This is a genomic window from Microbacterium sp. STN6 (assembly GCF_026410545.1).
Classification (GTDB): domain Bacteria; phylum Actinomycetota; class Actinomycetes; order Actinomycetales; family Microbacteriaceae; genus Root112D2.
Window position 1 is genome coordinate 183,329 of the sequence record NZ_JAPMIT010000003.1, and the last position, 22,759, is coordinate 206,087.

The following is a 22,759-nucleotide window of genomic DNA, read 5'->3' on the forward strand; positions in this document are numbered from 1 at the left end:
GCGGTGATCGAGTGTGAGGCGCCTCAGCAGTACTTGTAGCGGTACGCCGCGTCGTCGGGCGTCACCACATCCCTGTCCCGCAGAATGACCGAGATCTGCCGCCCCTGCGCGCGGCACGCCTGCCGGTACGCCGTCAGCGGGTTGTCCGTGTACTCGATCTCGATCACGTGGTTGCCGTACACGCTCGTGTACGTGTCGCACTCGGTGTACATCTGGCATTCCTCGGCGATGGCGAAGTCGAATCCGACCCGCTTCACGGTCGCGGCGCTGAGGCCGGCCGTGTTCTTCTGCGCGATCGCGAGCCCCCGCGCGTGCGCGTGCCGGGCGAGGCGCGTCGCCAGGTCGAGGTTGCCCGCCTTGGTCAGCAGGTCAGGCTGCCGCGTGTAGGTGTCGAGGTTGTCCGGCTCAACCGCGTCGAAGCCCCTGGTGGCGCATTCGTCGATCCAGCGGTCCACGATCGCCGCGATCCGCGCCCTCTTCGCGGCGGTCGAGGTGTCGAGAATGTACTCGCCCCAGTCCGGGTCGCCCACCTTGTTGCCCTGCGCATCCCGCAGAATGAGGTCGTCGTTGTGGCCCGCCCACGTGGTCGTGTCGTCTGACTGGGTCTGGAACGCGTTCACGTAACAAATGTTGTAGACGCCGGGCGCAGGCCGAGCAGTGTGGTCGCGATCCACAATGCCCACGGATGTCGCCGGCGCATACGCGCCGCCGATCTGGTAGTCGAACTGTGCGTTCACGGGCGGCAGGTCGATGGCGTGGCCGCGGGCATGCGCGTGGCCAGAGCCGTGCGCGCTCGCGGCGGCCGGTGCATGACCGCGGGGGCCGTCGCCCGCGTGCGCCTGGGCGGCGCCGATGCTGGCGCAACCAAGTCCGCCGATGAGTGCCGCCGCGGCAAGCGATGCCATGAGCGAGAGTCGAGCTGAGGTACGCATTCGTCGTACTCCGATCTATGGATGCCCCGCCTCGAGCTCGTTCTCTGGCGTGCTTCCCGGCCTTCTCGTCTGCGACCGGCCGGTAGGGTTCTCCACGATGCGATCAGGGTAGCCGCCTCCCGCGCGCTGCACCAGAAAGCGCTCACTGCGGGTGAGCACCGGAGGAGTCTCAGATCACATCGTGTGAGAGCCGGCTCGGCGTGCCGAAACGGTGCGCCGTGATCGAGACCGCCTGCTCCGCGAGGAACGGCAGCAGCTCGATGCGGCCCGACGGCGTCACGGCGCCCGCGAACACCGGCAGATCCACGCGCGGGCCGAGGGTGCGCAGCACCTGCTGCACCTGCGTCTCGGCAGCACCCACGAGCCGCACGCGAGCGGCGTCGAGAGAGCCGGTCTGAGCGCGGACCAGCCACGCGGCATCCGTTTCGATATGCAGGCGCACGCCCCGCTCGCGCAGCACCTGCCGCACGGTACGCGGCAGCTCGGCGGGGCTCGACACCTCGAAGCGGCTGTGCGCCACGGTGGCCGCCGCCAGCACGCGCAGCAACGCGGCGAGCGTGCCGCCCTCGGCGAGCCGCACCGCCACGGCGACCGGTCGGTACCGCAGCAGGTTGCGTTCCACGCCGACGCCAGACACGTCGCGCGCCTGCCCGTAATCGGTGGCGTAGGCGATGGCATCGCTGAGCGCCGATCGCCGCACCACGTCGAACTCCTCGTAGCCCATCGACGACTGGCCCGCCTCGATCAGCTCCTGCACCCGGGGGTCGAGCCCGCGCAGGTGCAGGCTCGCGCTGGACTTGCCGTAATCCGGGTGCCACGAGCCGAGCCCGAGAAGGTAGTTCGGCCCGCCCGCCTTGAAGCCCGTGCCGACCGACGACCGCTTCCAGCCGCCGAACGGCTGCCGCTGCACGATCGCGCCGGTGATGCCACGGTTCACGTACAGGTTGCCCGCCTCGACCGTGTCGAGCCACAGCTCCAGCTCGTCGGCGTCGAGCGAGTGCAGCCCCGCCGTGAGGCCGAAGTCCACCGCGTTCTGGTAGCGGATCGCCTCCTCGAGCGAGCGAGCGCGCATGATGCCAAGCACCGGCCCGAAGAATTCGGTGAGGTGAAAGTACGAGCCGGGCTCCACACCAGAGCGGATGCCGGGCGACCACAGTCGCCCGGACTCGTCCAGCTGCTTCGGTTGCACGAGCCACTCCTCGCCGGCACCGAGCATGGTGAGGGCGTGCTGCAGCTTGCCGGCGGCCGGCTCGATGAGCGGGCCCATCTCGGTACGCGGGTCGGTGGGGTAGCCGACACGCAGGCTCGTGACCGCATCCGTCAGCTGATTCAGGAAGCGCGGCGAACGGCCCACCGAGCCGACCAGAATCAGGAGGCTCGCGGCCGAACACTTCTGGCCTGCGTGGCCGAACGCGCTGTGCACGATGTCGGCCACGGCGAGGTCGTAGTCGGCGCTCGGGGTGACGATGATGGCGTTCTTGCCGCTCGTCTCGGCCTGCAGCGCCAGCGCGGGCCGCCAGGAGCGGAACAGCGCCGCGGTCTCGTACGAGCCGGTCAGGATGACGCGGTCGACGCGCGCGTCGGTGATGAGGGCACGCCCGAGCTCGCCCTCGCCGGCGGCCTCGTCGTGCAGCTCGACGAGCGCCAGCAGTTCCCGCGGAATACCGGCCTCCCACAGCGCCTCGACCATGACCGCGGCCGTGCGGCGCGCCTGGTGCGCGGGCTTGATGATGACGGCGCTGCCCGCGGCGAGCGCCCCCAGAACGCTGCCGGCCGAGATCGATGCCGGGAAGTTCCACGGCGGCGTGACCACCGTGAGCGCGACCGGCTGGAACCGGGCGCCCTGCACCGTGTCGAGCTCGCGCGCCCGCTGCGCGTAGTAGTGCGCGAAGTCGACGGCCTCGCTCACCTCGGGGTCGGCCTCCGCGATGGTCTTGCCCGTCTCCGATGCCATGACCTCGATGAGCCGATCGCGGTTGGCGGCGAGTGCGAAGCCGGCGCGGTCGATGAGCGAGGCCCGGTCGAAGCCGCTGCGCGTGCCCCACTGGACGCCGCGTTCGCGCACGGCGCCGATGACGCGCTCGAGGGTCGCCGCGTCGTCGATCGTGGCCGCCGCGAGCGTCTCCTCGCCCAGGGTCGATGCGGCTGCGCGCGCGAGAATGCGCCGGCCCCAGGTTCGGTTCGCGGGCAGCGCCGGGTCGGTGTCCGGCGCCGGCCGGAACGCCTCCAGCACACCGCCGCCCGGGACTTCGCCGTCCGAGCCGCTGCCTCGCGTGAGCCCCAGCACGATGTTGGTGAGCCCGGGATCCGCCTCGCCCTCGTCGCCGCCCTCGCTGGTTGAGGAGCCCGCTGCAGGCGGGCGTCTCGAAACCAGGTCGGATCTCGATACGGCGGCTGCGCCGCCTACTCGATCAGCGGGGGCGGGCCCTCGATCAGCGGGGGCGGGCCCTCGATCAGCAGGGGCGGGGGCCGGCGGCGCCTTGAACAGCGCCTCGCCACTGCCCTCCTCCCATTCCCTGGTTCGGTCTTGCCGGCGGTGCGGCAGAGGCGCGAAACCGCGTGGCGCAGCATCCGCTTCAAGAATCGCGACGGAGGCAAGGAACCGCTGCCTCTCCCTCTCGAACAGCGCCGGGTTGTCGGCGAGGTCGAACGCGGCCGACATGAAGTTCTCGGCGCTCGCGTTCTCCTCGAGCCGGCGGATGAGGTACGAGATCGCCACGTCGAACTCACCCGGGTGCACGACCGGCGTGTACAGCAGCAGCTCGCCGACGGTGCGCTGCACGGCCGCGGCCTGCTCGCTGGTCATGCCAAGCAGCATCTCGAAGTCCACGCGGTCGTCGACGCCGCGGTGCCGGGCGAGCAGCCAGGCCCACGCCACATCGAACAGATTGTGCCCGGCCACGCCGATGCGCACGGCATGCGTGTGCTCGCTCGTGAGCGCCCAGTCGAGCACGCGCTTGTAGTTGGCGTCGGTCTGCTCCTTGGTCGCGTACGGCGCGAGGGGCCAATTGTGGATGGCGGCATCCACGCGCTCCATCGGCAGGTTCGCGCCCTTGACCACGCGCACCTTGATAGGCGCCCCGCCGCCCGCGCGCCTGGCGGTGGCCCACTCGGTGAGCCCCTCGAGCGCGTCGAGGGCATCCGGCAGGTAGGCCTGCAGCACGATGCCGGCCTCGAGGTGCTGCAGCTGCGGCTTATCGAGGATGCCGCGGAACACCGCGAGGGTCAGGTCGAGGTCGCGGTACTCCTCCATGTCGAGGTTGATGAATTTGGGGCGGCCGGTGCTGGCCGTGCCCGCGCGGGCCGCGAGTTCGTACAGCGGGGTGAGCCGCTCGACCACCTCGCGCACGGTCTCGTCGAACGCCCACATGTTCAGCCGGCTCGCGATCGAGGAGACCTTGATCGACACGTAGTCGACGTCGTCGCGCTCCAGCAGCGCGCGGGTGCCGGCGAGGCGGCGGTCTGCCTCCTTCTGGCCGAGCACCGCCTCGCCGAGCAGGTTGAGGTTGAGCCGCGGGGCCGGGCCGCTCGCGGGGTTGCGCAGCCGGGCGAGCGCCGCGCCGAGCTTCTCGGGCGTCGCGTCGATCACGAGGTGGCCGACCATGCCGCGCAGCACGCGCCGGGCGATCGGCACCACCACCCAGGGCAGCACGGGGCCGAGCACGCCGCCGAGCCTCAGCGCGGCGCGCATGTGCCAGGGCAGAAAGTCCGGGATGCCGCGGGCCAGAGCCTGCAGGTTGTACCCCGCGACGAACAGATCCTGCGGGCGCGCCACCCCGTCCACGAAGCTGACGACGAAGTCGAGGCCGCCGCGCTCGCGGAGCACGTCGGCGAGCAGCTCGGCGTTGGAGTCGGAGGCGCGCGAGGCGCGCGAGGCGCGCGTCGTGTGCGAGGCGTTCGCCGTGCGCGAGGCGTTCGCTGTGTGCGAGGCGTTCGCTGTGTGCGAGGCGTTCGCTGTGTGCGAGGCGTTCGCTGTGTGCGAGGCGTTCGCCGCGGCATCCGCTGTGCTTCTGCTCTCTGCCAGCCAGCGGCGAACGGTTTCGACGGCGTCGTCGGCGAGCGTCTGTGGGCGGGTGTCGAAGGCGGACGGCCCGGAGCCCGATGGCAACTGCGTCATGATTCGAGAATATGCGCCCGGGCCGTTCGCGCCCGCGGCACACGGCGGGCACTCGGCTGCTGCTCAGCCGCCACCACGATGTGCGGGACTATGGTGGGAAGAAGCGGGAGGTAATCATGACTCCACAACCGACGGGGCGCCTCGTTCGACACAGTGATGGCGTCTATGTGGTGCTCGACCGGGTGTTTCTCGCCCCGATCGACGATGTCTGGGGAAGCCTGACGCGCCCGTACCGACTCGCCACCTGGCTGGGCGAATGCACCGGCCATGTCTCAACGGGCGCGGTGCGTATTCGCAAGGCCGGCATCCCCGATATGGAATGGGAGCACGTGGCCGTGCTCGAGTGCGAGGCCCCGACGCGGTTTCGAGGCGAGGTGGGGTCGAACGGCGATTCGCGCCGCGTGTACTGGCACCTCACCCACGCCAACTCGTACACGACCGTGACGCTCGGCCAGCGCCGGGAGAACGGCACGCTCGAGCCGCTCATGGGCGTGCGAACCGAGTACTGCCTCGACCGGCTGGTCGCGGCGCGAGCCAAGCGACCGCTGCCCGTGTGGGACGACTACTACCCGGCGCTGCTGCCGCACTACGAGAAGCTCGTGACCGAGGGAGCGCACCGCACGACGGTGGTGTGAGGGCGCGGGCGCCCGGCCCTCAGTGCCAGCGGTGGTCCTGGATCGTCATGCGCGGGCCTCGCCGCTCACCTCGGAACCCGCTTGCGCCCAGCAGCCGCACCACGCGTTGCCGCTGCCCCGCCCACGATTCGAGCAGTTCGAGCATGCCGTCGTCGTCCACCCGCCGGCCGATCAGCGCCTGGCCCACGAACGCCGCTAGGTGGTAGTCGCCCACACTCACCGCGTCCGGGTCGCCGTGCGAGCGCTGCATGGTCTCCGCCGCCGTCCACACGCCGATGCCGGGCAGCGACCGCAGACGGCGGGCGGCGTGGGCGGCGGTGAGCGCAGCATCCGTCGTCTTCTCCAGAGCGGATGCCGCGTGGCAGGCCTCGAGCGCCGCGCGCGACCGTCTCGGGTCGACCCCGGCGCGGTGCCACTCCCACGAGGGGACGCGCCGCCACGTCTGGGGTGAGGGCATGACGCGCAGGCCGGTCGGGAGCCCGGCCGTGGACCGACTCGGCGGCCCGGCCGTAGCCGGCCCCGGAGCAGCCTCGCCGTAGCGCCGCACGAGCCACGCCCACGACCGGAATGCCTCGACGCTCGTGATCTTCTGCTCGATAATCGCCGGCACGAGCGCCTCGAGCACCCGCCCGGTTCGGGCCAGGCGCATGCCGGGGTTTCGCCGCCTGGCCTCGCGCAGCACGGGGTGAGCGGCGACGTCGAGCTGCGACCAGTCGTCCCCGGCGCCCAGCAGCGACGGCACCGCCTCGATGGCCCACTCGGCACCCGGCCCCCACGCGAGCGCATCCGCCCCGTCGCCGTGCTGGGTGATGCGCAGGGTTGCCGGCCCCGTGGGCGTTCTGAAGGTGCGCCAGACGCCCGCGGCATCCCACTGCGTCGTCGGGTCATGAGGCCCGCGGCCGAGAGGGGCCAGCGTCGCGCGCACATCGAGCGGATGCCGCGGCCGGTACGCCGTACGCAGCGGTGCCCTCGTCGCCTCCGCAACCATCTCCACGCACGAAGACTACGGGAGACCGCGGACATCGCTGCGGTCGAGACATCTTCACTTTGTCGCCGGGAGGCGCTAGGGTCAGGCGCCATGACTGACACCACTGCTGTCCCCGCCGAGGCGAACATCGACTCCGCCTCCCTCGAGCGTCTCCGCGCGACGGTGCGCGGCCCCGTCCTCACTCCAGACGACCCCGAGCTCGCCGTCGAAGCCGCCTGCTTCAACATCGCCGTTACCCACCGCCCCGCCGTCGTCGTCGGTGCCACTGACGAGAGCGACGTGGTCGAGGCCGTGCGTTTCGCCGTCGCCGAGCGGCTGAACGTGCGCGTGCAGTCCACCGGCCACGCCGCGATCGTGCCGATCACCGACGGGCTCCTCATCACTACATCGCGCATGAACACGGTGACGCTCGACCCCGAATCCCGGCTCGCCACGATCGGGGCCGGCGCCCGATGGGGCGCCGTGATCGCCGCGGGCGCCGAGTACGGGCTCGCGCCGATCGTGGGTTCCTCCCCCGGGGTCGGCGCGATCGGCCTCACCCTGGGCGGCGGCATCGGCCCGCTCGCGCGAAGCCACGGCATCACGAGCGACTGGGCGCGGTCGTTCCGCGTCGTCACCGCCTCCGGTGACGCCGTCACGGCGAGCGCAAGCGAGAACCTCGAGCTCTTCTGGGCTCTGCGCGGCGGCAAGGGCGGCCTCGGCATCGTCACCGAGATGACGCTCGAGCTCGCGCCGCTCCGCACGCTGTACGCCGGCGGTCTCTTCTTCGACGGAGCCGACGACATCGAGAAGGCCCTGCGCGCCTGGGGTGAGTGGGTCCAGCAGGCGCCCGACAACGTCACGACCTCGGTCGCCATCATGCAGATGCCCGATTTCGAGATGGTGCCGCCTCCACTGCGCGGCCACACCGTGCTGCACCTGCGGTTCGCGTACCCCGGAGACGCCGCAGAGGGCGAACGGCTCATCGCGCCGCTGCGTGAGGCCGCATCCGTGTATATCGATGCGGTCGCCGAGATTCCGTACACCGCGGTCGGCACCATTCACAACGACCCGGAACAGGGCATGCCCACCTGGATTTACGGCACCATGCTCACGGGCCTCGATCACGACGCGATCTCGGCGTTCCTCGAGCACGTCGGCCCGAGTTCCGGCTCACCGTTCATGATCGCCGAGCTGCGGCACCTGGGCGGTGCCATGAACCGAGCGGATGCCGACGGCACGGCCGTCAGCGGCCGCGACGCGGCGTACCTCGTGAACCTCATCACCGCGAACCCGCAGACGTTCGCCGAGGCGGCACCCGCGGCCGCGGCAGCGCTCGTGGAGGCGTTCGGCCCGTTGCTGGCGCCCGTGACGAATATCAACTTCTCGGGAGATCCCGCCGATCCGCTCACGTTCGCCCGTTCCTGGAACGAGCCCACTCACGAACGCCTCCGGCTCGCCCGCTCCACGTACGACCCGAACGGCGTCTTCGCGTTCGGGCCCGCGCTGCAGGGCTGACGAGGCGCTCAGCCGGTCGGCGGTGCGCTTTGGGCCCGCGCTGCAGGGCTGACGAGGCGCTCAGCCGGCCGGCTCCCACACGCTCGGGGCCGGCTGGCGCGTCGGCGGCAGCGCGGCATCCGCTCCCCAGCGAACCAGCCATTCCGGCAACCGGAAGTCCGCGGGTGAGGCGCCAACGGCATCCGTCAGTTCGGCGATCGAGACGACACCGCCTGCCCGCTTCAGGAACCGGCCGCGAATGAACGCCTGCGCATAGATCTCGCCGCGCACGACGAAGCGCTGCTCCACGAAGACGGCCTTGTCGTCGAAGCCGACAATGCGTGACTCGACGCTGAAGCGCTGCCACGGCATGAGCGACTTGCGGAATGTGATGGTTTCGCTGCCCACCACCGGGTACCAGCCGCGGTCGGCAAAAACCTTCCACACGCCGTTGCGAATGAGCATGTCGAAGCGGGCGATGTCGGCGATCGAGAGGTACACGCCGTTGTTCATGTGCTTCAGAATGTCGAGGTCGGTGGGCAGAACCCGAAACCGCGTGCTCGCCACCTCGTTGAGGCCGAGTCGCGGCCCGAACCGCGAGGCGAGCATGTGCAGCAGCGTTCGAAAGAGCATGTGCATTCTGCGATGCTAACCAGCGGATGCCACAGCCGCCGCCCGCCCTGTCGACCCCCTACAGCGTGGCCGCCCTCCCGCGCGGCTCGCGTTGTCGACTCGCACACCCGCACCGCGGCGCCGCTCGAGTAGCTCGCGCAGCGCGTATCGAAACCCGCGCGCGACCCACCGGTCTCGATACGCGCGTCGCGCTACTCGACCACCGTCGTGCTCGACCCGCCCCGGTAGGCTGCCTGCGGGAGGTCTCATGGAGCGCGAGCGGATTCGACACGAGATGGCGTTTCGGCGGGTGCGAGTCTCGGCCCGCACGCAGCTGACGCCGGCCATGGTGCGCATCACGGTGACGGGAGCCGACTTGGCGGGGTTCGCCGCCGAGGGGCCGAGCGACCACGTGAAGGTGTACTTCCCTGACCCCGAGACGGGCGTGGTCACGGCGCCGTCGCTGACGGCCGACGGCGTGTCCCGGCCCACGGACGCGGTGATCATCTCGCGCGACTTCACGCCACGGGCGTTCCGGGCGGGCGACGAGGGCGGCCAGCCTGAGCTCGACCTCGACTTCGTGCTGCATGGCACGGGTGGCGGAGTGACCGGGGCCGCAGGGCCCGCATCCGCCTGGGCAGCCGGCGCGAAGCCGGGTGACGAACTCGTCATCGGCGGGCCGCGCGGCTCGAAGCTCGCGCCTCGCGACGCCGCCCGCGCGATCCTCATCGCCGACGAGACCGCCCTGCCGGCCTTCAGCCGGTGGCTCGAGCTGCTGCCGGCGTCGACCCGCGTGACGGCGATTCTCGATGTTGAGGACGACGACGCCGAGGGCTACGTGACCGAAGAGCAGCGGCAACGCGCATCCATTGAATGGCTGTATCGCATCGACGGGCCGGGACAGCTCGAGGAGGCCGTGCGCTCGCTCAGTATCCCCGAAGACGCGTACATCTGGGCCGCGGGAGAGGCCGCTGCGCTCGTGCCCGTTCGGCGATACCTGCGCCACGAGCTCGGCATCGACCGCGAGCGCCTGGCCGTCGAGGGCTACTGGAAGCGCGGGGTGACCAACCTTGACCACCACGCCCCGATCGACCCGACCGACCCTGACTGAGCCCGATCGACCCGGCTGACCAGCCCAGACCCACCCGCGCCTCAGCAGCCCAGACTCACTCGCGCCTCAGCAGCCCAGACCCGCTCGCGCCTCGGCAGCCCAGACCCGCTCGCGCCTCGGTGAGCGGCCAAAATATGCCCTCAAATTCGATTTTGAGGGCGTTTTTTGGCCTCTCAGCAACCGCGCGAGAGGGCGGCCGACGGTTGAGGCCAGGCCGGGCCAGGGCCGCCGACTGGTCAGCGCGGCTCGGGCAGGTGGCGCTCGTCCGGGCCGTTGTACGACGACAGCGGGCGGATGAGGGCGTTCGCGCCGAGCTGCTCCATGATGTGCGCCGTCCAGCCCACCACCCGCGCCGCCGCAAACAGCGGGGTGAACGTGGCCGTGTCGAATCCCATGAGGTTGTAGACGGGGCCGCTCGGGTAGTCGAGGTTGGGCTTGATGTTCTTGCGCTCGCCCATGGCGTTCTCGAGCGCCCGGTACAACTCGAGCATCTCGGGGCGGCCGTAGTGCTCGGCCAGCCGCTCGAGCGAGGCCTGCATGGTGGGCACCCGCGAGTCGCCGTTCTTGTACACGCGGTGCCCGAAGCCCATGATCTTGCGCTTGGCGGCGAGCGCCTCGTCGAGCCACGCCTCGGCCCGGTCGGCCGAACCGATCTCGTCGAACGCGTGCATCACGGCCTCGTTCGCGCCCCCGTGCAGCGGGCCCTTCAGCGCGCCCACGGCGCCCGTGACCGCAGAGTAGAGGTCGCTCAGCGTCGACGCGATGACGCGCGCCGTGAACGTGGAGGCGTTGAACGAGTGCTCGGCGTACAGCACGAGCGAGACGCGGAACGCGTCGACGACGGGGGCGTCCGGCACCTCACCGAACGTCATGTTGAGAAAGTTCTCGGCGTAGTCGAGGTCGTCGCGCGGCTCGATCAGCTCCTCGCCGCGGCGGCGTCGCTGGTCGTACGCGACGATCGCGGGCAGCTTCGCGAACAGCCGCACGGCCTTGTCCAGGTTGGCCTCGGGCGCGTTGTCTTCGGCGTTCTCGTCGTTCGCGCCGATGACGCTCACGGCGGTGCGCACCACATCCATGGGGTGGGCGGATGTCGGCAGGTCGTCGATCACGCGCCGCACGTTGGGGGCGAGGGGGCGATGGCTGCGCTCGAGCGACTCGAAGGCGCGCAGCTCGGCATCCGTGGGCAGCTCACCGTGCCAGAGCAGGTACGCGACCTGCTCGTACGAACACTGGGCCGCGAGCTCCTGCACGGGGTAGCCCCGGTAGAGCAGCGAGTTGGTCTCGGGGTTCACGCTCGAGATCGCGGTCGTGTCGACGACGACGCCGGCGAGGCCCTTGCGGATCTCCGGTTGCTGGTTCTCGGCCATGTTGCTCCTTTGCTTAATTGCGGGTTGAGGAGGTCGCAAAGCGACCGTCTCGAAACCCTCCCCGCACGCTGGTTTCGAGACGCCGGCCGCGCCAGCTCCTCAACCAGCTCAGCGGCTTCTCACCAGCTCAGCTGCTTCTCACCAGCGTATGCGCTACTTCTCGGCCCCGTACGTGAACACCGACGCGTCGAACGCGTTGTACCCCTCGTAGTCAATCAGGTCGTAGAGGTCCGCGCGATGCTGCATCTCGCCGAGCGTCGAGGTGAGCGACCCCTCGTCGTTGAGCGTGTCGAGTCCGCGCGCGGCGGCCCCCATCGCCAACCGCAGCAGCGACACCGGGTAGATCACGATATTGATTCCTATGCCGGCCAGCTGCTGGCTCGTGAACAGCTCGCTCTTGCCGAACTCGGTCATGTTCGCCAGCACCGGCACGTCGACGGCGGCACGCACCGCCTCGAACTCGCTGAGGTTCGACATGGCTTCGGGGAAGAGGGCGTCCGCCCCGGCATCCGCCAACGCCTTCGCCCGGTCGATGGCGGCGTCGAGACCGTCAGTGGCACGGATGTCGGTGCGCGCCATGATGAGGAAGTTGGGGTCCCGGCGCGCATCGGTTGCGGCACGGATGCGCTTCAGGGCGGTCTCTTCGTCGACGACCTGCTTGCCGTCGAGGTGGCCGCAGCGCTTGGGGTTGACCTGGTCTTCGATGTGGAGCCCGGCGACGCCTGCATCTTCCAGGGTCTGCACCGTGCGGGCCACGTTCATGGGTTCGCCGAAACCGGTGTCGGCGTCGACGAGGGCGGGCAGGTCGGTCATGCGCGCGATCTGCTGCGAGCGCGTGGCCACCTCGGTGAGCGTGGTGAGGCCGATGTCGGGCAGGCCGAGGTCGGCCGAGAGCACGGCGCCCGAGATGTAGACGCCGTCGAATCCCTTGCGCTCGATGAGCCGGGCCGACAGCGGGTTGAACGCGCCGGGCACGCGCAGCAGCTCGCCGCTCGCGAGGCGTTCGCGGAAGCGGGCGCGCTTCTCGGCGGGCGACACGGTGGAGTACAGCATCAGGCCTCCCCTGGGTTTCGAGACGCCGCTGCGCGGCTCCTCAACCCACATGCGCAGTAGAGCATCAGACCTCCTTGGGGATCGGGTTTCGAGACGCCGCTGCGCGGCTCCTCAACCCACATGCGCACCGCAGCATCAGAACAGCCCCCTCGGCGTCTCGACCGACGCCAGCACGCCCAGCTGCGCGGTGATCGTGAGCTGGCACAGCTCCTCGGGCGCGAGCGACGGCAGCCGTTCGGCCACCTCGAGGAAGCGGTCCATCTCGTCCTCGGCGAGCACGCCGTCGGCGAGCCGGCGGAACTTCGCGACGTAATCCGCTCTGGCGAAGGGGTGCGCGCCGGCCGGGTGCGCATCCGCTACCCGAATCTCCTCGCTGATGGTGGCGCCGTCGACCAAGTCGATCTGCACGCGGCCGCCGAACGCCTTCTCGCCCGGGTCGTCTGCGTGGTATCGGCGGGTCCACTCCTCGTCTTCGACGGTCGTGACCTTCTGCCACAGCGCCACCGTGTCAGGCCGGTGCGCGCGCTCCGGCGTGTACGAGGCGACGTGGTCCCAGGCGCCGTCCTGCAGCGCGACCGTGAAGATGTACGGGATCGAGTGGTCGAGCGTCTCGCGCGAGGCATCCGCGCTGTACTTCTGCGGGTCGTTCGCGCCCGAGCCGATCACAAAGTGCGTGTGGTGCGAGGTGTGCAGCACAATGCGCTCGATGTTGTCTGGGTTGTCGAGCAGCAGCGGGAAGTCGTCGTGCAGGCGTCTGGCCAAGTCGATCCACGCCTGTGCCTGGTACTCGGCCGAGTGCTCCTTGGTGTAGCTGTCGAGGATGCCTCGGCGGGCCTCGCCCGCCTCGGGCAGCGGCACATCGTACGAGGCGTCCGGCCCGTCGAGCAGCCACGCGATGACCCCGTCTTCTCCCTCCCAGATGGGCGACGGGCTCGTTTCTCCACGCATCGCCCGGTCGACGGCCTCGATGGCCATCTTCCCGGCGAATGCTGGGGCGTATGCCTTCCAGCTCGAGATCTCCCCCTTGCGCGACTGCCGTGTGGCTGTCGTGGTGTGCAGGGCCTGGCCGATGGCCTGGTAGGTGGTCTGAACGTCGAGGCCGAGCAGCGAGCCGATCCCGGCGGCCACGCTCGGCCCGAGGTGGGCGACGTGGTCGATCTTGTGCGCGTGCAGGCTGATCGCGCGCGCCAGGTCGATCTGGATCTCGTAGCCAGTGGCGATGCCGCGCACCAGGTCGCGGCCGGTGAGGCCGCGCTCGAGCGCCACGTGCTGGGCGACGGCCGTGATCGGCGGAATGTTGTCGCCCGGGTGCGAGTACTCCGCGGCGAGGAACGTGTCGTGGTAATCGAGCTCGCGCACGGCGACCCCGTTCGCCCAGGCGGCCCATTCGGGCGAGACGCGCCTGGCGGCATCCGTGCCGACGACTGTCGCCCCGTCGCCCCCAATGGAGACCGGATGCGCCAGCGCCTGCGCGCGTGCGCTCGCAGGGGCGCGCCGCGTGAGAGAGGCGGCCGCCACCGCCGCGTTATCGATCACGCGGTTGACGACCATCTCGGTGACGTCGTCGTCCACCTCGATTCTCTCGGCCGCGACCTCGGCGATCGTGTGGGCGAGCTGCTGCTCGCGGGGCAGGTCTTCGTCGCTGCGATACACGCGCACATTGTGGAGCTTCACATGAGAGAACCTACCCCGCCGCATGCGCGGCGTGCCGTCGCCGGACGGGGTTGCCGCTCATCCACAATCTCCTCATGTCTGTTCACGAGAGCGAGTCGGTCGTGCAGCGCTACCGCCGTCTGCTCACCGACGGTGGCTCGCTCGAGCGCACGAATGCGTTCAGTGACGCCATCTTCGCGATCGCCATGACCCTGCTCGTGCTCGACGTGCGCGTTCCCGAGAAGGTCGGCGAGCGCGGTCTCGGCCCGGCCCTTCTCGACGTGCTGCCCGGCTACCTGACGTTCGTGCTCAGCTTCGTCGTGATCGGCATGGTGTGGCGGTCGCATCACCGCAAGTTCCGCGCGATTCGCGGATACGACCAAAGGCTGCTGCGCCTCAACCTGCTCCTGCTGCTCTTCGTCGCCTCGCTGCCGTTCCCGACCGCGCTGCTCGGCCGGTACGGCGACGATCCTCTCGCCGCGGTCATCTACGCGGCGTCTGTCGCACTGGTGGGCCTCAGCCTGACGGCCATCTGGGTCTACGCCTGGCGTCGCGGGCTCATCGACGAACAGATCACCCCGCGAGTGTTCCGCTACGTCATGGTCTCCTCACTCATCAACCCGGCGGTCTTCCTGCTTTCGATACCGGTGTCGCTGCTCGCCGGCGCCACCTGGGGTGAGCTCTTCTGGATTCTCGCCCTCCCGTTCGGCCTCGTCACTAGCGCTCTCTCCCGAAAGGACCGTCCCGCATGAAACGTCACCCGCTGCTCGTCTTCTTCGTGCTTGCCTTCCTGCTGCCCTGGCTGGTCTGGGGTACGACGATCGCCGAGAACGCCGGCATGCTCTCCTGGCACATCCCGCAGTCGCTTGCGTTCTGGCTCGGCCTGACGATCGCGACGTACACCGCGGCGGCGCTCACGGGCGGCTGGCCGGCCGTGAAAGATCTGCTGCTTCGCCTCATCCGCGTGCGCGTCGCCGTCTGGTGGTATGCCGCGGCACTGCTCCTCACGCCCGTGCTTGCGCTCGTCGCCGGCAGCCTCGGAGCCCTTGTCGGCCAGCCCGCCCTCGCCGGCGTCGCGCTGCCGGTGAGCGGTCTCGCGGGCGCGCTGCTCCTCAACATCTGGATGTGGCTCATCACCGAGGAGACCGCCTGGCGCGGCTACGCGCTTCCCCGGCTGCAGAGGCGCATGAACCCCCTCGTCGCCAGCCTCGTACTCGGCGTAGCCTGGGGCGTCTGGCATCTGCCGCTGTTCTTCATCGCGGACACGTTCCAGGCCGGCATCCCCTTCGCGGGCTTCCTGCTCTCGACCATCGCGACGAGCGTGATCATCGGTTGGATCTTCAACCACGCGCACGGCAGCGTGCTCATCGCGGCGCTCTTCCACGGCGTCACCGACGTGGCCATCGCGTTCTCGGGCGCCATGTCGAGCGGCATGCTGCTGTTCTGGGTGTTCGTCGCCGTGCAGGTACTCGCGGCGGCGGCGGTCGCGCCCGACCTCGCTCGAATGCCCCGCGACATAGGCCAGCGAGCGGATGCCGCTCCGCTCCTCACCGCCCAGCCCGGCTAGCAGAGCCGCGCCCCGAGAGCGCGAGAAGCGCCCGGCCGCGGCTCAGTCGTCGGCGGCGGCCGTCGCGACGAGGATCGCGCGGGCGAGCGCGTGGAAGTGCAGGTTGAAGCCGAGCACGGCGGGCGTCGACTGGGCGTCGATGTCGAGGCTCGGCGCATCCACCGCGTGCACCACAAAGTAGTAGCGATGGGTGCCGGTGCCCTCGGGCGGCTCGGCTCCCGAGTATTGCGTCAGTCGATACTCGTTGGGCAGCGTCACGGCGCCCGGCGGCAGCAGCCCACTGTCGGCCGAACCCGCGCCTGCCGCCAACGACGTCACTTCGGCCGGAACGTTGAACACCGCCCAATGCCAGAAGCCGGAACCGGTGGGCGCATCCGGGTCGAAGCACGTGACGGCGAAGCTCTTGGTCTCGGGCGGGAACCCGCTCCAGGCGAGCTGCGGCGAGACGTCGCCGCCGCCGAGCGACGGCGCTCGCTGCGGCGCGGGCAGCGGTGCATCGGCCGCGATGTCGGTGCTGGTGAGGGTGAACGCGGGGAGGGCGTCGAGACGCGCGTATGGATCGTAGTCGGTCATGAATCTGCTCACTTTCTCTCGTGTGCAGGGTATGCCCGTGCTCGCTCGCTGTCGTGGGTTTCGAGACGCCGCTGCGCGGCTCCGGGGCCCGCGTCAGCGGGGTTAGTCGATGACGGCGAGGTCCTCCGTCGCAGGGCCCTCGAGCAGGGTGCCGTCGGCCGCGAAGCGGGAGCCGTGCAGCGGGCAGTCCCAGCTGCGTTCCGTCTCGTTCCAGCCGAGCACCCCGCGCAGGTGCGTGCAGACCGCCGAGACCGCGCACGTCACCCCGTCAACGGTGGAGACGCCGACGGGCCGCAGACCCTCGTGGGTGACGCGTCCCCGGCCCTCGGCCGGGGCATCCGCTCGTACTTCGAAGAGGTCCTCGCCGGTGGTCTCCGCGTCGGCCCAGCGCTTGGCGGCCCACGCCGCGACCTCGGCGCCCGCCTTCGCCGCCGTCAGGAACGAGGCCGGGCGCGAGACGCGGTGGTGCAGCACGTCGGCCCACGCCATGCGGCCGCCGAGGATCTCGCCGGAGAGGCTCAGCGCCGCGGCCGTCGCGTTCGTCATGCCCCACTTGTTGTATCCGGTCGCGACGAAGATGCGACCCCGCCCGCGCGGGAACCAGCCGACGAACGGCACCATGTTGACCGATTGGTAGTCCTGGGCTGACCAGCTGTGGGTGCGCTGGGCACCAGGGAACTGCGCGCGGGTCCAGATGTCGAGGTCGTCGACCGACTGCGCGGTGTGCGGGTTGCGACCGACCGGATGACCGTTGCCGCCGACGAGCAGCAGCTCCTCGGCCCCGACCGGCACGGTGCGCAGCGACCGCGATGGCGAATCGATGGAGAGGTACATGCCCTGCGGGATCGCCTCAGGCGCTCCCGGCACGCGGTACGCCGACACATACGAGCGCGAGGGGATCAGCTTGGCGAAGTACAGCCCGCGATCGAGAATGGGCGTGCCCGTGGCGAGGATCACCTGCGCGGCCCGCACACTGCCGCGCTGCGTCGTCACGATCGCCGGGTCGCTCGCATCTACGTCGTGCACCCGGGCGCCCTCGATGATCACACCCCCGTGCCGGCGCACGTCGTCGACGAGGGCGGCGAGCACGTGCATCGGGTTGAACTGGGCCTGATCGCGAAGCAGCAGCGCGCCCCGGGTCTCGAACGGCAGTGCCACATCCTCCGTCAGCTCGGTCGCCAACCCCGCCGCATGGCCGACCGCCTGCTCCTCCTCCAGGCGCGCCCGCCCGTCGGCGGTGTTCGCGTACGTGTAGGCGTCTCGCCGCTGATAGTCGACACCGCGCTCGTCGAGGTAGCGCAGCATCCATGCCTGGCCTTCGCGGTTACCGTCGACGTACGCACGCAGCACCTCATGAGAATTGTGCTGACGGATGCCGCTCAGCACCGAACCCTGTAACAGGCTCAGCTTGGCCGTGGTGTGCCCGGTGGTGACCGCGCCCACGGTGCGCGCCTCGAGCACCGCGACCCTCATGCCCGAACGGGCCAGAAGCAGCGCCGTGACGAGCCCGGTCAGCCCCGCTCCGACGATGACGGCGTCGTACTCGGCGTCGGCCACGAACGCATCTGATTGCGCGGGGGCCTGTGTGTCAACCCATAGAGAAGTCATCTGAGGCTCCGTCATAATCAGGTAACGCGCCCCGCACGGCTGGCAAGGGCAATTGGCAGATCCGTGCGGGGCGCTGCTTATGTCTGATCTGTTCCTGTTCTTAGACGTTTACTCCCTGTTGGGCGATAGCGCCGCCTCTCTGCACAAGTGCGCAGTGGCGGGTACTGTGCCGGCGTTTCGCCCAAGGCGTAGGCCGTTCCGAGCGGTAATGCGGCCGGGTCGCGTACCCTTTATGACGTGTTGAGAACCATTCTGAGCGGCAAGATCCACCGTGCGACCGTCACGCACGCCGATCTGAACTATGTCGGCTCCATCACGCTCGACAGCGACCTGCTCGATGCTGCCGACATTCTGCCCGGCGAGAAGGTGGCGGTTGTCGACATCACCAACGGCGCCCGGCTCGAGACCTACACCATCGCCGGCGAGCGGGGCAGCGGGGTCGTCGGCATCAACGGCGCGGCCGCCCATCTGGTGCACCCCGGCGACCTCGTGATCATCATCGCGTACGGCCAGTTCGAGAACGCCGAGGCCCGAGAGTTCGAGCCACGAATCGTTCATGTGGATGCCGGCAACCGCATCATCGCGGTCGGCGGCGACCCGGCCGAGGCACTCGCGGAGGGTCTGGAGCGACCCGCGCTCGCGCTCTAGTGCAGGCGAGGCGAGCCCGCGGCATCCGCGGCATCCGCGGCATCCGCGGCATCCGCTCGATTGCTCGCCCGAGCAGCGCTTCGCTCTAGCCAAACGCACCCCGCAATCTGTACTGTAACTAGTAATACAGATGAGGTGGCGGGAGCCGCCAGACCCGCAGAGGAAGCGCATGGCAACCGGCGTACCCATCGAGTTCGACTCGGTGACCAAACGCTTCGGCGACATCGAAGCCGTCTCCGAGCTCTCGTTCTCGGTCGAACCCGGCAAGGTCACGGGGTTTCTCGGGCCGAATGGCGCGGGCAAGACGACTACCCTGCGCATGCTGCTCGGGCTCGTGCAGCCGACAAGCGGCACTGCAACGATCGGCGGCTCGCGCTACGCGGAACTCGAGAATCCGCTCGCCACGGTGGGCTCGGCGCTCGAGGCCGCGAGCTTCACGCCGGGACGCACGGCGCGCAACCACCTGCGAGTCTACGCACAGGCGGCCAGGCTCGACGCCTCGCTCGTGCCTGCCGCGCTCGAGAAGGTGGGGCTCGCCGACTACGCCGACCGGCGCGTGGCCGGCTACTCGCTTGGCATGCGGCAGCGGCTCGGGCTGGCATTCGCACTGCTGGGTGACCCCGGCGTGCTCGTGCTCGACGAGCCGATCAACGGTCTAGACCCTGAGGGGATCAAGTGGATCCGCACCTTCCTGCGTGAGCTGGCTGCCGAGGGGCGCACCATTCTCGTGTCGTCGCACCTGCTCTCTGAGGTGCAGCAGAGCGTTGACGAGGTGGTGATCATCGCAAAAGGCCGGCTCGTGCACCGGGGCGACCTCGCCGATCTCGACCCGGCCGGCAATCAGCAGGTCGTCGTCGACTCGCCAGACCGCGAGGCGCTCGAGGCGGCGCTGAAGGCGGCTCAGCTCACGTACACCGAGCTGCGCGGCGGGTTCCTCGTCAGCGGAGCGGAGGCTGCCGAGGTGGGCCATGTCGCCTTCGCCGCAGGCGTGGAGGTGAGCGCCCTGCACAAGCAGAAGTCGGGGCTCGAGGAGACTTTCCTGCACCTCGTGGGAGAGGGGGGCTCGCTGTGAACACGTTCATCGCCGGCCTGCGCGCCGAGATCACGAAGCTCTTCACCACGCGCATGTGGTGGGTGCTCGCCATCGTGCTCTTCGCCTACATCGCCCTGCTCGCAGGCGGCCTCGGCGCCCTGTTCGGCGCGATCACGACCGGCAAGATCACCTCGAGCGGCGAAACACCGCACTTCGGAACGCTGGCTCCCCTCGTGTACAGCTTCGCGACATCCGTCGGCTATGTGTTCCCCGTGCTGCTCGGCGCACTCGTGACCACGGGAGAGTTCAAGCACCAGACGCTCACGCCGACGTTCCTGGCGAATCCGCGGCGGTCGCAGGTTCTTGCCGCGAAGGGGGTGGCGTCGCTCGGCGTCGGTGCCGTTTACGGGGTCGTGGCGCTCGTGGCATCCGTGGGTGCCGGCGCGATCGCGCTGACGATCTTCGGGGTCGACACCACTCTCGGTGACAGCGACACGTGGGCACTCGTCGGCCGCGCCATTCTCGCAATGGCCCTGTGGGCGGCGATCGGCGTGGGTCTCGGCGTGGTGATCCCGAGTCAGGTCGGCGCCATCATCACGGTGCTCGCGTTCACCCAGTTCGTCGAGCCGCTGCTGCGCCTCGCGGCGTCGTTCAGCGACGCGACCGCCTCGATCGGCAAGTACCTGCCGGGCGCGGCCAGCGACGGCCTGGTGGGGTCGAGCTTCTTCACCATCTCCTCGCCCGGCGCCGGCGTTCTCGAGTGGTGGCAGGGCGGCCTGGTGCTGCTGGCGTACGCGGTCGTGCTGACGATCATCGGCCACTTCATCAGCTGGCGCCGCGACGTCACATGACGTGAGCGGCCAGCTGCGCTGGGAGGCAAGCCGGCGCCCCCACTGAAAGACGGAAGCAACCCGTGCGCCGGGCGCCGCGGCTCCCTAGGGTGGGGGCATGAGCGGATTCCGGGCGATCGTGATCGAGCAGGAGCGGGACGGCGGCCGCATCACTGCGCACACCGCAGAGGTACGGATGCTGCGCACCGAGTTCCTGAGTGACGCACCCGTCGCGGTGGCCGTCGAGTACTCCGGGCTCAACTACAAGGACGGCCTCGCCCTCGACGGCCGGCCCGGCATCGTGGCGACGTCGCCGCTGATCCCGGGGATCGACCTCGTCGGCACCGTCGATCACTCGGACGACGAGCGCTGGCAGCCGGGCGACCGCGTGCTGCTGAACGGCGCGGGCATCGGCGAGCGCCTCAATGGCGGCCTGGCCGAACGCGCGCACGTCTCCGGCGACGCGCTCGTGCGCGTGCCCGACGCGTTCACGAGCAGACAGGCGGCCGCGATCGGCACCGCTGGCTTCACGGCGATGCTCTCGGTGCTCGCCCTCGAGCGCGGCGGCGTGATGGCCGAGGGCGGCCCGGTTCTCGTGACCGGCGCGTCGGGTGGCGTCGGCTCCGTCGCCATCGCGATCCTCGCGAGGCTCGGCTATGAGGTGACGGCCTCGACCGGGCGCGCCGCCGAGGAATCGGAGTATCTTCGGCGGCTGGGCGCATCCGAGGTCATGGACCGCGACGAGCTGAGCGACCCGGGTAAGCCGATGCAGGGCCAGCGCTGGCAGGGCGTGCTCGACGCGGTCGGCAGCCACACACTCGCGAACGCTCTCGCGCAGACGCGGTATGGCGGCACCGTCACCGCGTGTGGACTGGCGCAGGGGCCGGACCTGCCGGCGACGGTGCTGCCATTCATTCTGCGAGCCGTCAGCCTCGTGGGCATCAACTCGGTGGATGCGCCGCGCTCCCAGCGCGAAGAGGCCTGGCAGCGGCTCGCGACCGACCTCGACCCGGCCCTGCTCGAGGAGATGACCGAGGAGGTCACGCTCGCCGAGACCGTTGATCGGGCCGAGCAGATTCTGGCGGGGCAGGTGCGCGGGCGCACGGTCGTGAACGTGCGCGGGTAGCCAGCGCCATTCACCCCGCCGAGAGTGGGTGTTCGCGACGAGGCGCCGCGTTCCACCACGCACTCTCGTCGCGAACACGCAGTCTCGGCGATGTCGAGACGCGCTTCGCGCTCCTCAATCCGCCGAGCGCCGCCATTCGGCCTGCGGCTCGCGCAGCGCGGGGCCCAGGTGCTCCGGCCGGAACCCCCGACCGATCACGCGCGCGGCGTACCGCTGCACGAACGGGGTCGCCGCGGCGATCAGCCAGCGCAGCGGTGCCGGGGCCGGGTTCGGCAGCACCGCGCCGCCGCCGGGCTTGGCGAACAGTTCGTGAGCCCGCTTCTGCAGCTTCTGCATGCGCACGACCGGCGGCATCCGCCTGGCCTGAATGCCCGCGAGAACGCTCTCGTCGACCGCCCCCGATCGCAGCGGTGCGACGAGCGCGTTGGCGGCGGCGACGGCATCCTGAATCGCGTAATTGACGCCCACCCCGAAGGCGGGAGACATGGCGTGCGCGGCGTCGCCGATGAGCAGCAGGCCGGGCTCGTGCCAGCGCTGCAACCGGTCGATCTGCACCGTCAGCAGCTTCACCTGCTGCCAGTCGGTGATGCTTCCGAGCACGGGCGCAAGGAACGGCGCCGTCGCCGCGACCGCCCGCCGAAACCCGTCGAGCCCGTTCTGCTTCATGACGTCGAAGCTGCCCTTGCGAATGACCATTCCCGCCTGGTAGTTCGTGCCGCGGTCGATCGTGAGCACCATGGAGGTCTCGTCAAGGTAGGCGAGCGTCGACGGCGGAATCTCCTTCGGCTTCGGCAGGCTGAACCAGAGGACGTCCACGGGCACGCCGAGATCGTCGACGACGAGTTCGGTATCAGCACGAAGAGCGGATGCGCGGCCGTCGGCCGCGACCGTCAGCGGCGCCCGTACCTCGAGCTCCCCGTCGGGCTCCGTCGCGCGCACGCCGACCACCCTGCCGCCCTCGCGGATCAGCCCGGTCGCCTCCGTCTGCATGTGCAGGTTGAAGCCGGGGTACGAGCGGCCGTGCGCCGCGAGGAACGTGAGAAAGTCCCACTGCGGCATGAGCACGAGGAAGTCGTCTGGCGCGGGAAGGCGGCCGAAGTCGACCGGATGCAGGCGGTTGCCGTTGACGACGGCGTCGAGTGTCGTGATGGTGTCGTGCGGCTGGCGCAGGAACTCCTGCCGCAGGCCGAGCTCGCCGAGCAGGGTGATGGTCGAGGGGTGGATGGTATCGCCGCGGAAGTCGCGGAAGAAGTCTCCGTGCTTCTCGAGAACGGCCACGCTCAGCCCAGCCCTGGCCAGAAGCACGCCGAGCATGACGCCCGCGGGCCCACCCCCGGCGATGCAGCAATCGACAGAAATCGACCTCATTCGCGGCTCCTCTCTGAGCGCTCGGCCTGGCTGTCAGACCTGCAGACCCGAGCGTCGGAGCG

At 70.0% G+C, this 22,759-nt stretch carries 19 protein-coding genes and 1 pseudogene; 10 read left to right on the plus strand and 10 right to left on the minus strand.

Translation table 11 applies throughout. The features are described from left to right. Positions 1–23: 23 nt before the first annotated feature. Entirely contained in the window at positions 24–905 is an 882-nt protein-coding gene (locus tag OSC27_RS10030; protein WP_267181321.1) for an endo alpha-1,4 polygalactosaminidase, read from the minus strand. Positions 906–1,101: 196 nt separating this feature from the next. Then, positions 1,102–5,049, minus strand: coding sequence for a proline dehydrogenase family protein (locus OSC27_RS10035; RefSeq protein ID WP_267181322.1), 3,948 nt, complete (start codon positions 5,047–5,049; stop codon positions 1,102–1,104). A 116-nt stretch (positions 5,050–5,165) separates the two neighbouring features. On the opposite strand from OSC27_RS10035, the gene OSC27_RS10040 reads away from it, so the two are divergent. Beyond that, positions 5,166–5,684 carry an SRPBCC domain-containing protein gene (locus OSC27_RS10040; RefSeq protein WP_267181323.1) on the plus strand — a complete coding sequence of 173 codons (519 nt, stop codon included), beginning with the start codon at positions 5,166–5,168 and terminating at the stop codon, positions 5,682–5,684. A 19-nt stretch (positions 5,685–5,703) separates the two neighbouring features. Here OSC27_RS10040 and OSC27_RS10045 read toward each other — a convergent pair whose 3' ends face one another. Continuing rightward, positions 5,704–6,672 carry a DNA-3-methyladenine glycosylase family protein gene (locus OSC27_RS10045; protein ID WP_267181725.1) on the minus strand — a complete coding sequence of 323 codons (969 nt, stop codon included), beginning with the start codon at positions 6,670–6,672 and terminating at the stop codon, positions 5,704–5,706. 90 nt (positions 6,673–6,762) lie between these two features. Here OSC27_RS10045 and OSC27_RS10050 point away from each other — a divergent pair, with 90 nt between their 5' ends. After that, positions 6,763–8,169 (plus strand): FAD-binding oxidoreductase, encoded by a 1,407-nt coding sequence (locus tag OSC27_RS10050; protein WP_267181324.1) that lies wholly within the window; start codon positions 6,763–6,765, stop codon positions 8,167–8,169. A 60-nt stretch (positions 8,170–8,229) separates the two neighbouring features. On the opposite strand, the gene OSC27_RS10055 is transcribed toward OSC27_RS10050, so the two are convergent. Further along, positions 8,230–8,787, minus strand: a complete 558-nt coding sequence (locus OSC27_RS10055; RefSeq protein WP_267181325.1) for a thioesterase family protein — start codon at positions 8,785–8,787, stop codon at positions 8,230–8,232. Positions 8,788–9,055: 268 nt separating this feature from the next. On the opposite strand from OSC27_RS10055, the pseudogene OSC27_RS14505 reads away from it, so the two are divergent. Both OSC27_RS14505 and OSC27_RS14510 read left to right on the plus strand, forming a co-directional pair. Beyond that, positions 9,056–9,439, plus strand: a pseudogene (locus tag OSC27_RS14505) (siderophore-interacting protein); the annotation flags it as partial. A gap of 42 nt (positions 9,440–9,481) precedes the next feature. Then, positions 9,482–9,871, plus strand: coding sequence for a siderophore-interacting protein (locus OSC27_RS14510; protein ID WP_416348854.1), 390 nt, complete (start codon positions 9,482–9,484; stop codon positions 9,869–9,871). A 236-nt stretch (positions 9,872–10,107) separates the two neighbouring features. Here OSC27_RS14510 and OSC27_RS10065 read toward each other — a convergent pair whose 3' ends face one another. The 3 genes from OSC27_RS10065 to OSC27_RS10075 form a co-directional block, all read right to left on the minus strand. Continuing rightward, on the minus strand, positions 10,108–11,238 hold the full coding sequence (locus OSC27_RS10065) for a bifunctional 2-methylcitrate synthase/citrate synthase (RefSeq protein ID WP_267181327.1): 1,131 nt from the start codon (positions 11,236–11,238) through the stop codon (positions 10,108–10,110). Positions 11,239–11,391: 153 nt separating this feature from the next. Further along, positions 11,392–12,291: a methylisocitrate lyase gene (gene prpB, locus OSC27_RS10070; protein ID WP_267181328.1), complete on the minus strand. Its 900-nt coding sequence runs from the start codon at positions 12,289–12,291 to the stop codon at positions 11,392–11,394. 135 nt (positions 12,292–12,426) lie between these two features. Next, positions 12,427–13,965, minus strand: coding sequence for an MmgE/PrpD family protein (locus OSC27_RS10075; protein ID WP_267181329.1), 1,539 nt, complete (start codon positions 13,963–13,965; stop codon positions 12,427–12,429). Between the two features lie 74 nt (positions 13,966–14,039). Here OSC27_RS10075 and OSC27_RS10080 point away from each other — a divergent pair, with 74 nt between their 5' ends. Together OSC27_RS10080 and OSC27_RS10085 are read left to right on the plus strand one after the other, a co-directional pair. Beyond that, entirely contained in the window at positions 14,040–14,696 is a 657-nt protein-coding gene (locus OSC27_RS10080) for a TMEM175 family protein (RefSeq protein ID WP_267181330.1), read from the plus strand. Further along, the gene (locus OSC27_RS10085; protein ID WP_267181331.1) at positions 14,693–15,511 is read left to right on the plus strand and encodes a CPBP family intramembrane glutamic endopeptidase; all 819 of its coding nucleotides are present in this window, start codon (positions 14,693–14,695) and stop codon (positions 15,509–15,511) included. Before OSC27_RS10080 ends, OSC27_RS10085 begins: the two co-directional genes overlap by 4 nt. A gap of 42 nt (positions 15,512–15,553) precedes the next feature. Here OSC27_RS10085 and OSC27_RS10090 read toward each other — a convergent pair whose 3' ends face one another. Together OSC27_RS10090 and OSC27_RS10095 are read right to left on the minus strand one after the other, a co-directional pair. Beyond that, the gene (locus tag OSC27_RS10090) at positions 15,554–16,084 is read right to left on the minus strand and encodes a YbhB/YbcL family Raf kinase inhibitor-like protein (protein WP_267181332.1); all 531 of its coding nucleotides are present in this window, start codon (positions 16,082–16,084) and stop codon (positions 15,554–15,556) included. Between the two features lie 102 nt (positions 16,085–16,186). Beyond that, positions 16,187–17,692, minus strand: coding sequence for an FAD-dependent oxidoreductase (locus tag OSC27_RS10095; protein WP_267181333.1), 1,506 nt, complete (start codon positions 17,690–17,692; stop codon positions 16,187–16,189). A 237-nt stretch (positions 17,693–17,929) separates the two neighbouring features. Between OSC27_RS10095 and panD the strand changes: the two genes are divergently transcribed. The 4 genes from panD (at position 17,930) to OSC27_RS10115 (ending at position 21,329) form a co-directional block, all read left to right on the plus strand. Further along, positions 17,930–18,340 carry an aspartate 1-decarboxylase gene (panD, locus tag OSC27_RS10100; RefSeq protein ID WP_267181334.1) on the plus strand — a complete coding sequence of 137 codons (411 nt, stop codon included), beginning with the start codon at positions 17,930–17,932 and terminating at the stop codon, positions 18,338–18,340. 169 nt (positions 18,341–18,509) lie between these two features. Next, positions 18,510–19,412, plus strand: a complete 903-nt coding sequence (locus tag OSC27_RS10105) for an ATP-binding cassette domain-containing protein (RefSeq protein WP_267181335.1) — start codon at positions 18,510–18,512, stop codon at positions 19,410–19,412. Further along, entirely contained in the window at positions 19,409–20,224 is an 816-nt protein-coding gene (locus OSC27_RS10110) for an ABC transporter permease (protein WP_267181336.1), read from the plus strand. The genes OSC27_RS10105 and OSC27_RS10110 overlap by 4 nt, the downstream gene beginning before the upstream one ends. Positions 20,225–20,321: 97 nt before the next feature. Beyond that, complete coding sequence (locus tag OSC27_RS10115) at positions 20,322–21,329, plus strand: MDR family oxidoreductase (RefSeq protein WP_267181337.1); 1,008 nt, start codon at positions 20,322–20,324, stop codon at positions 21,327–21,329. Between the two features lie 114 nt (positions 21,330–21,443). Here the strand turns inward: OSC27_RS10115 and OSC27_RS10120 are convergent, their stop codons facing one another. After that, on the minus strand, positions 21,444–22,697 hold the full coding sequence (locus tag OSC27_RS10120; RefSeq protein ID WP_267181338.1) for an FAD-dependent oxidoreductase: 1,254 nt from the start codon (positions 22,695–22,697) through the stop codon (positions 21,444–21,446). Between the last annotated feature and the right edge of the window lie 62 nt (positions 22,698–22,759).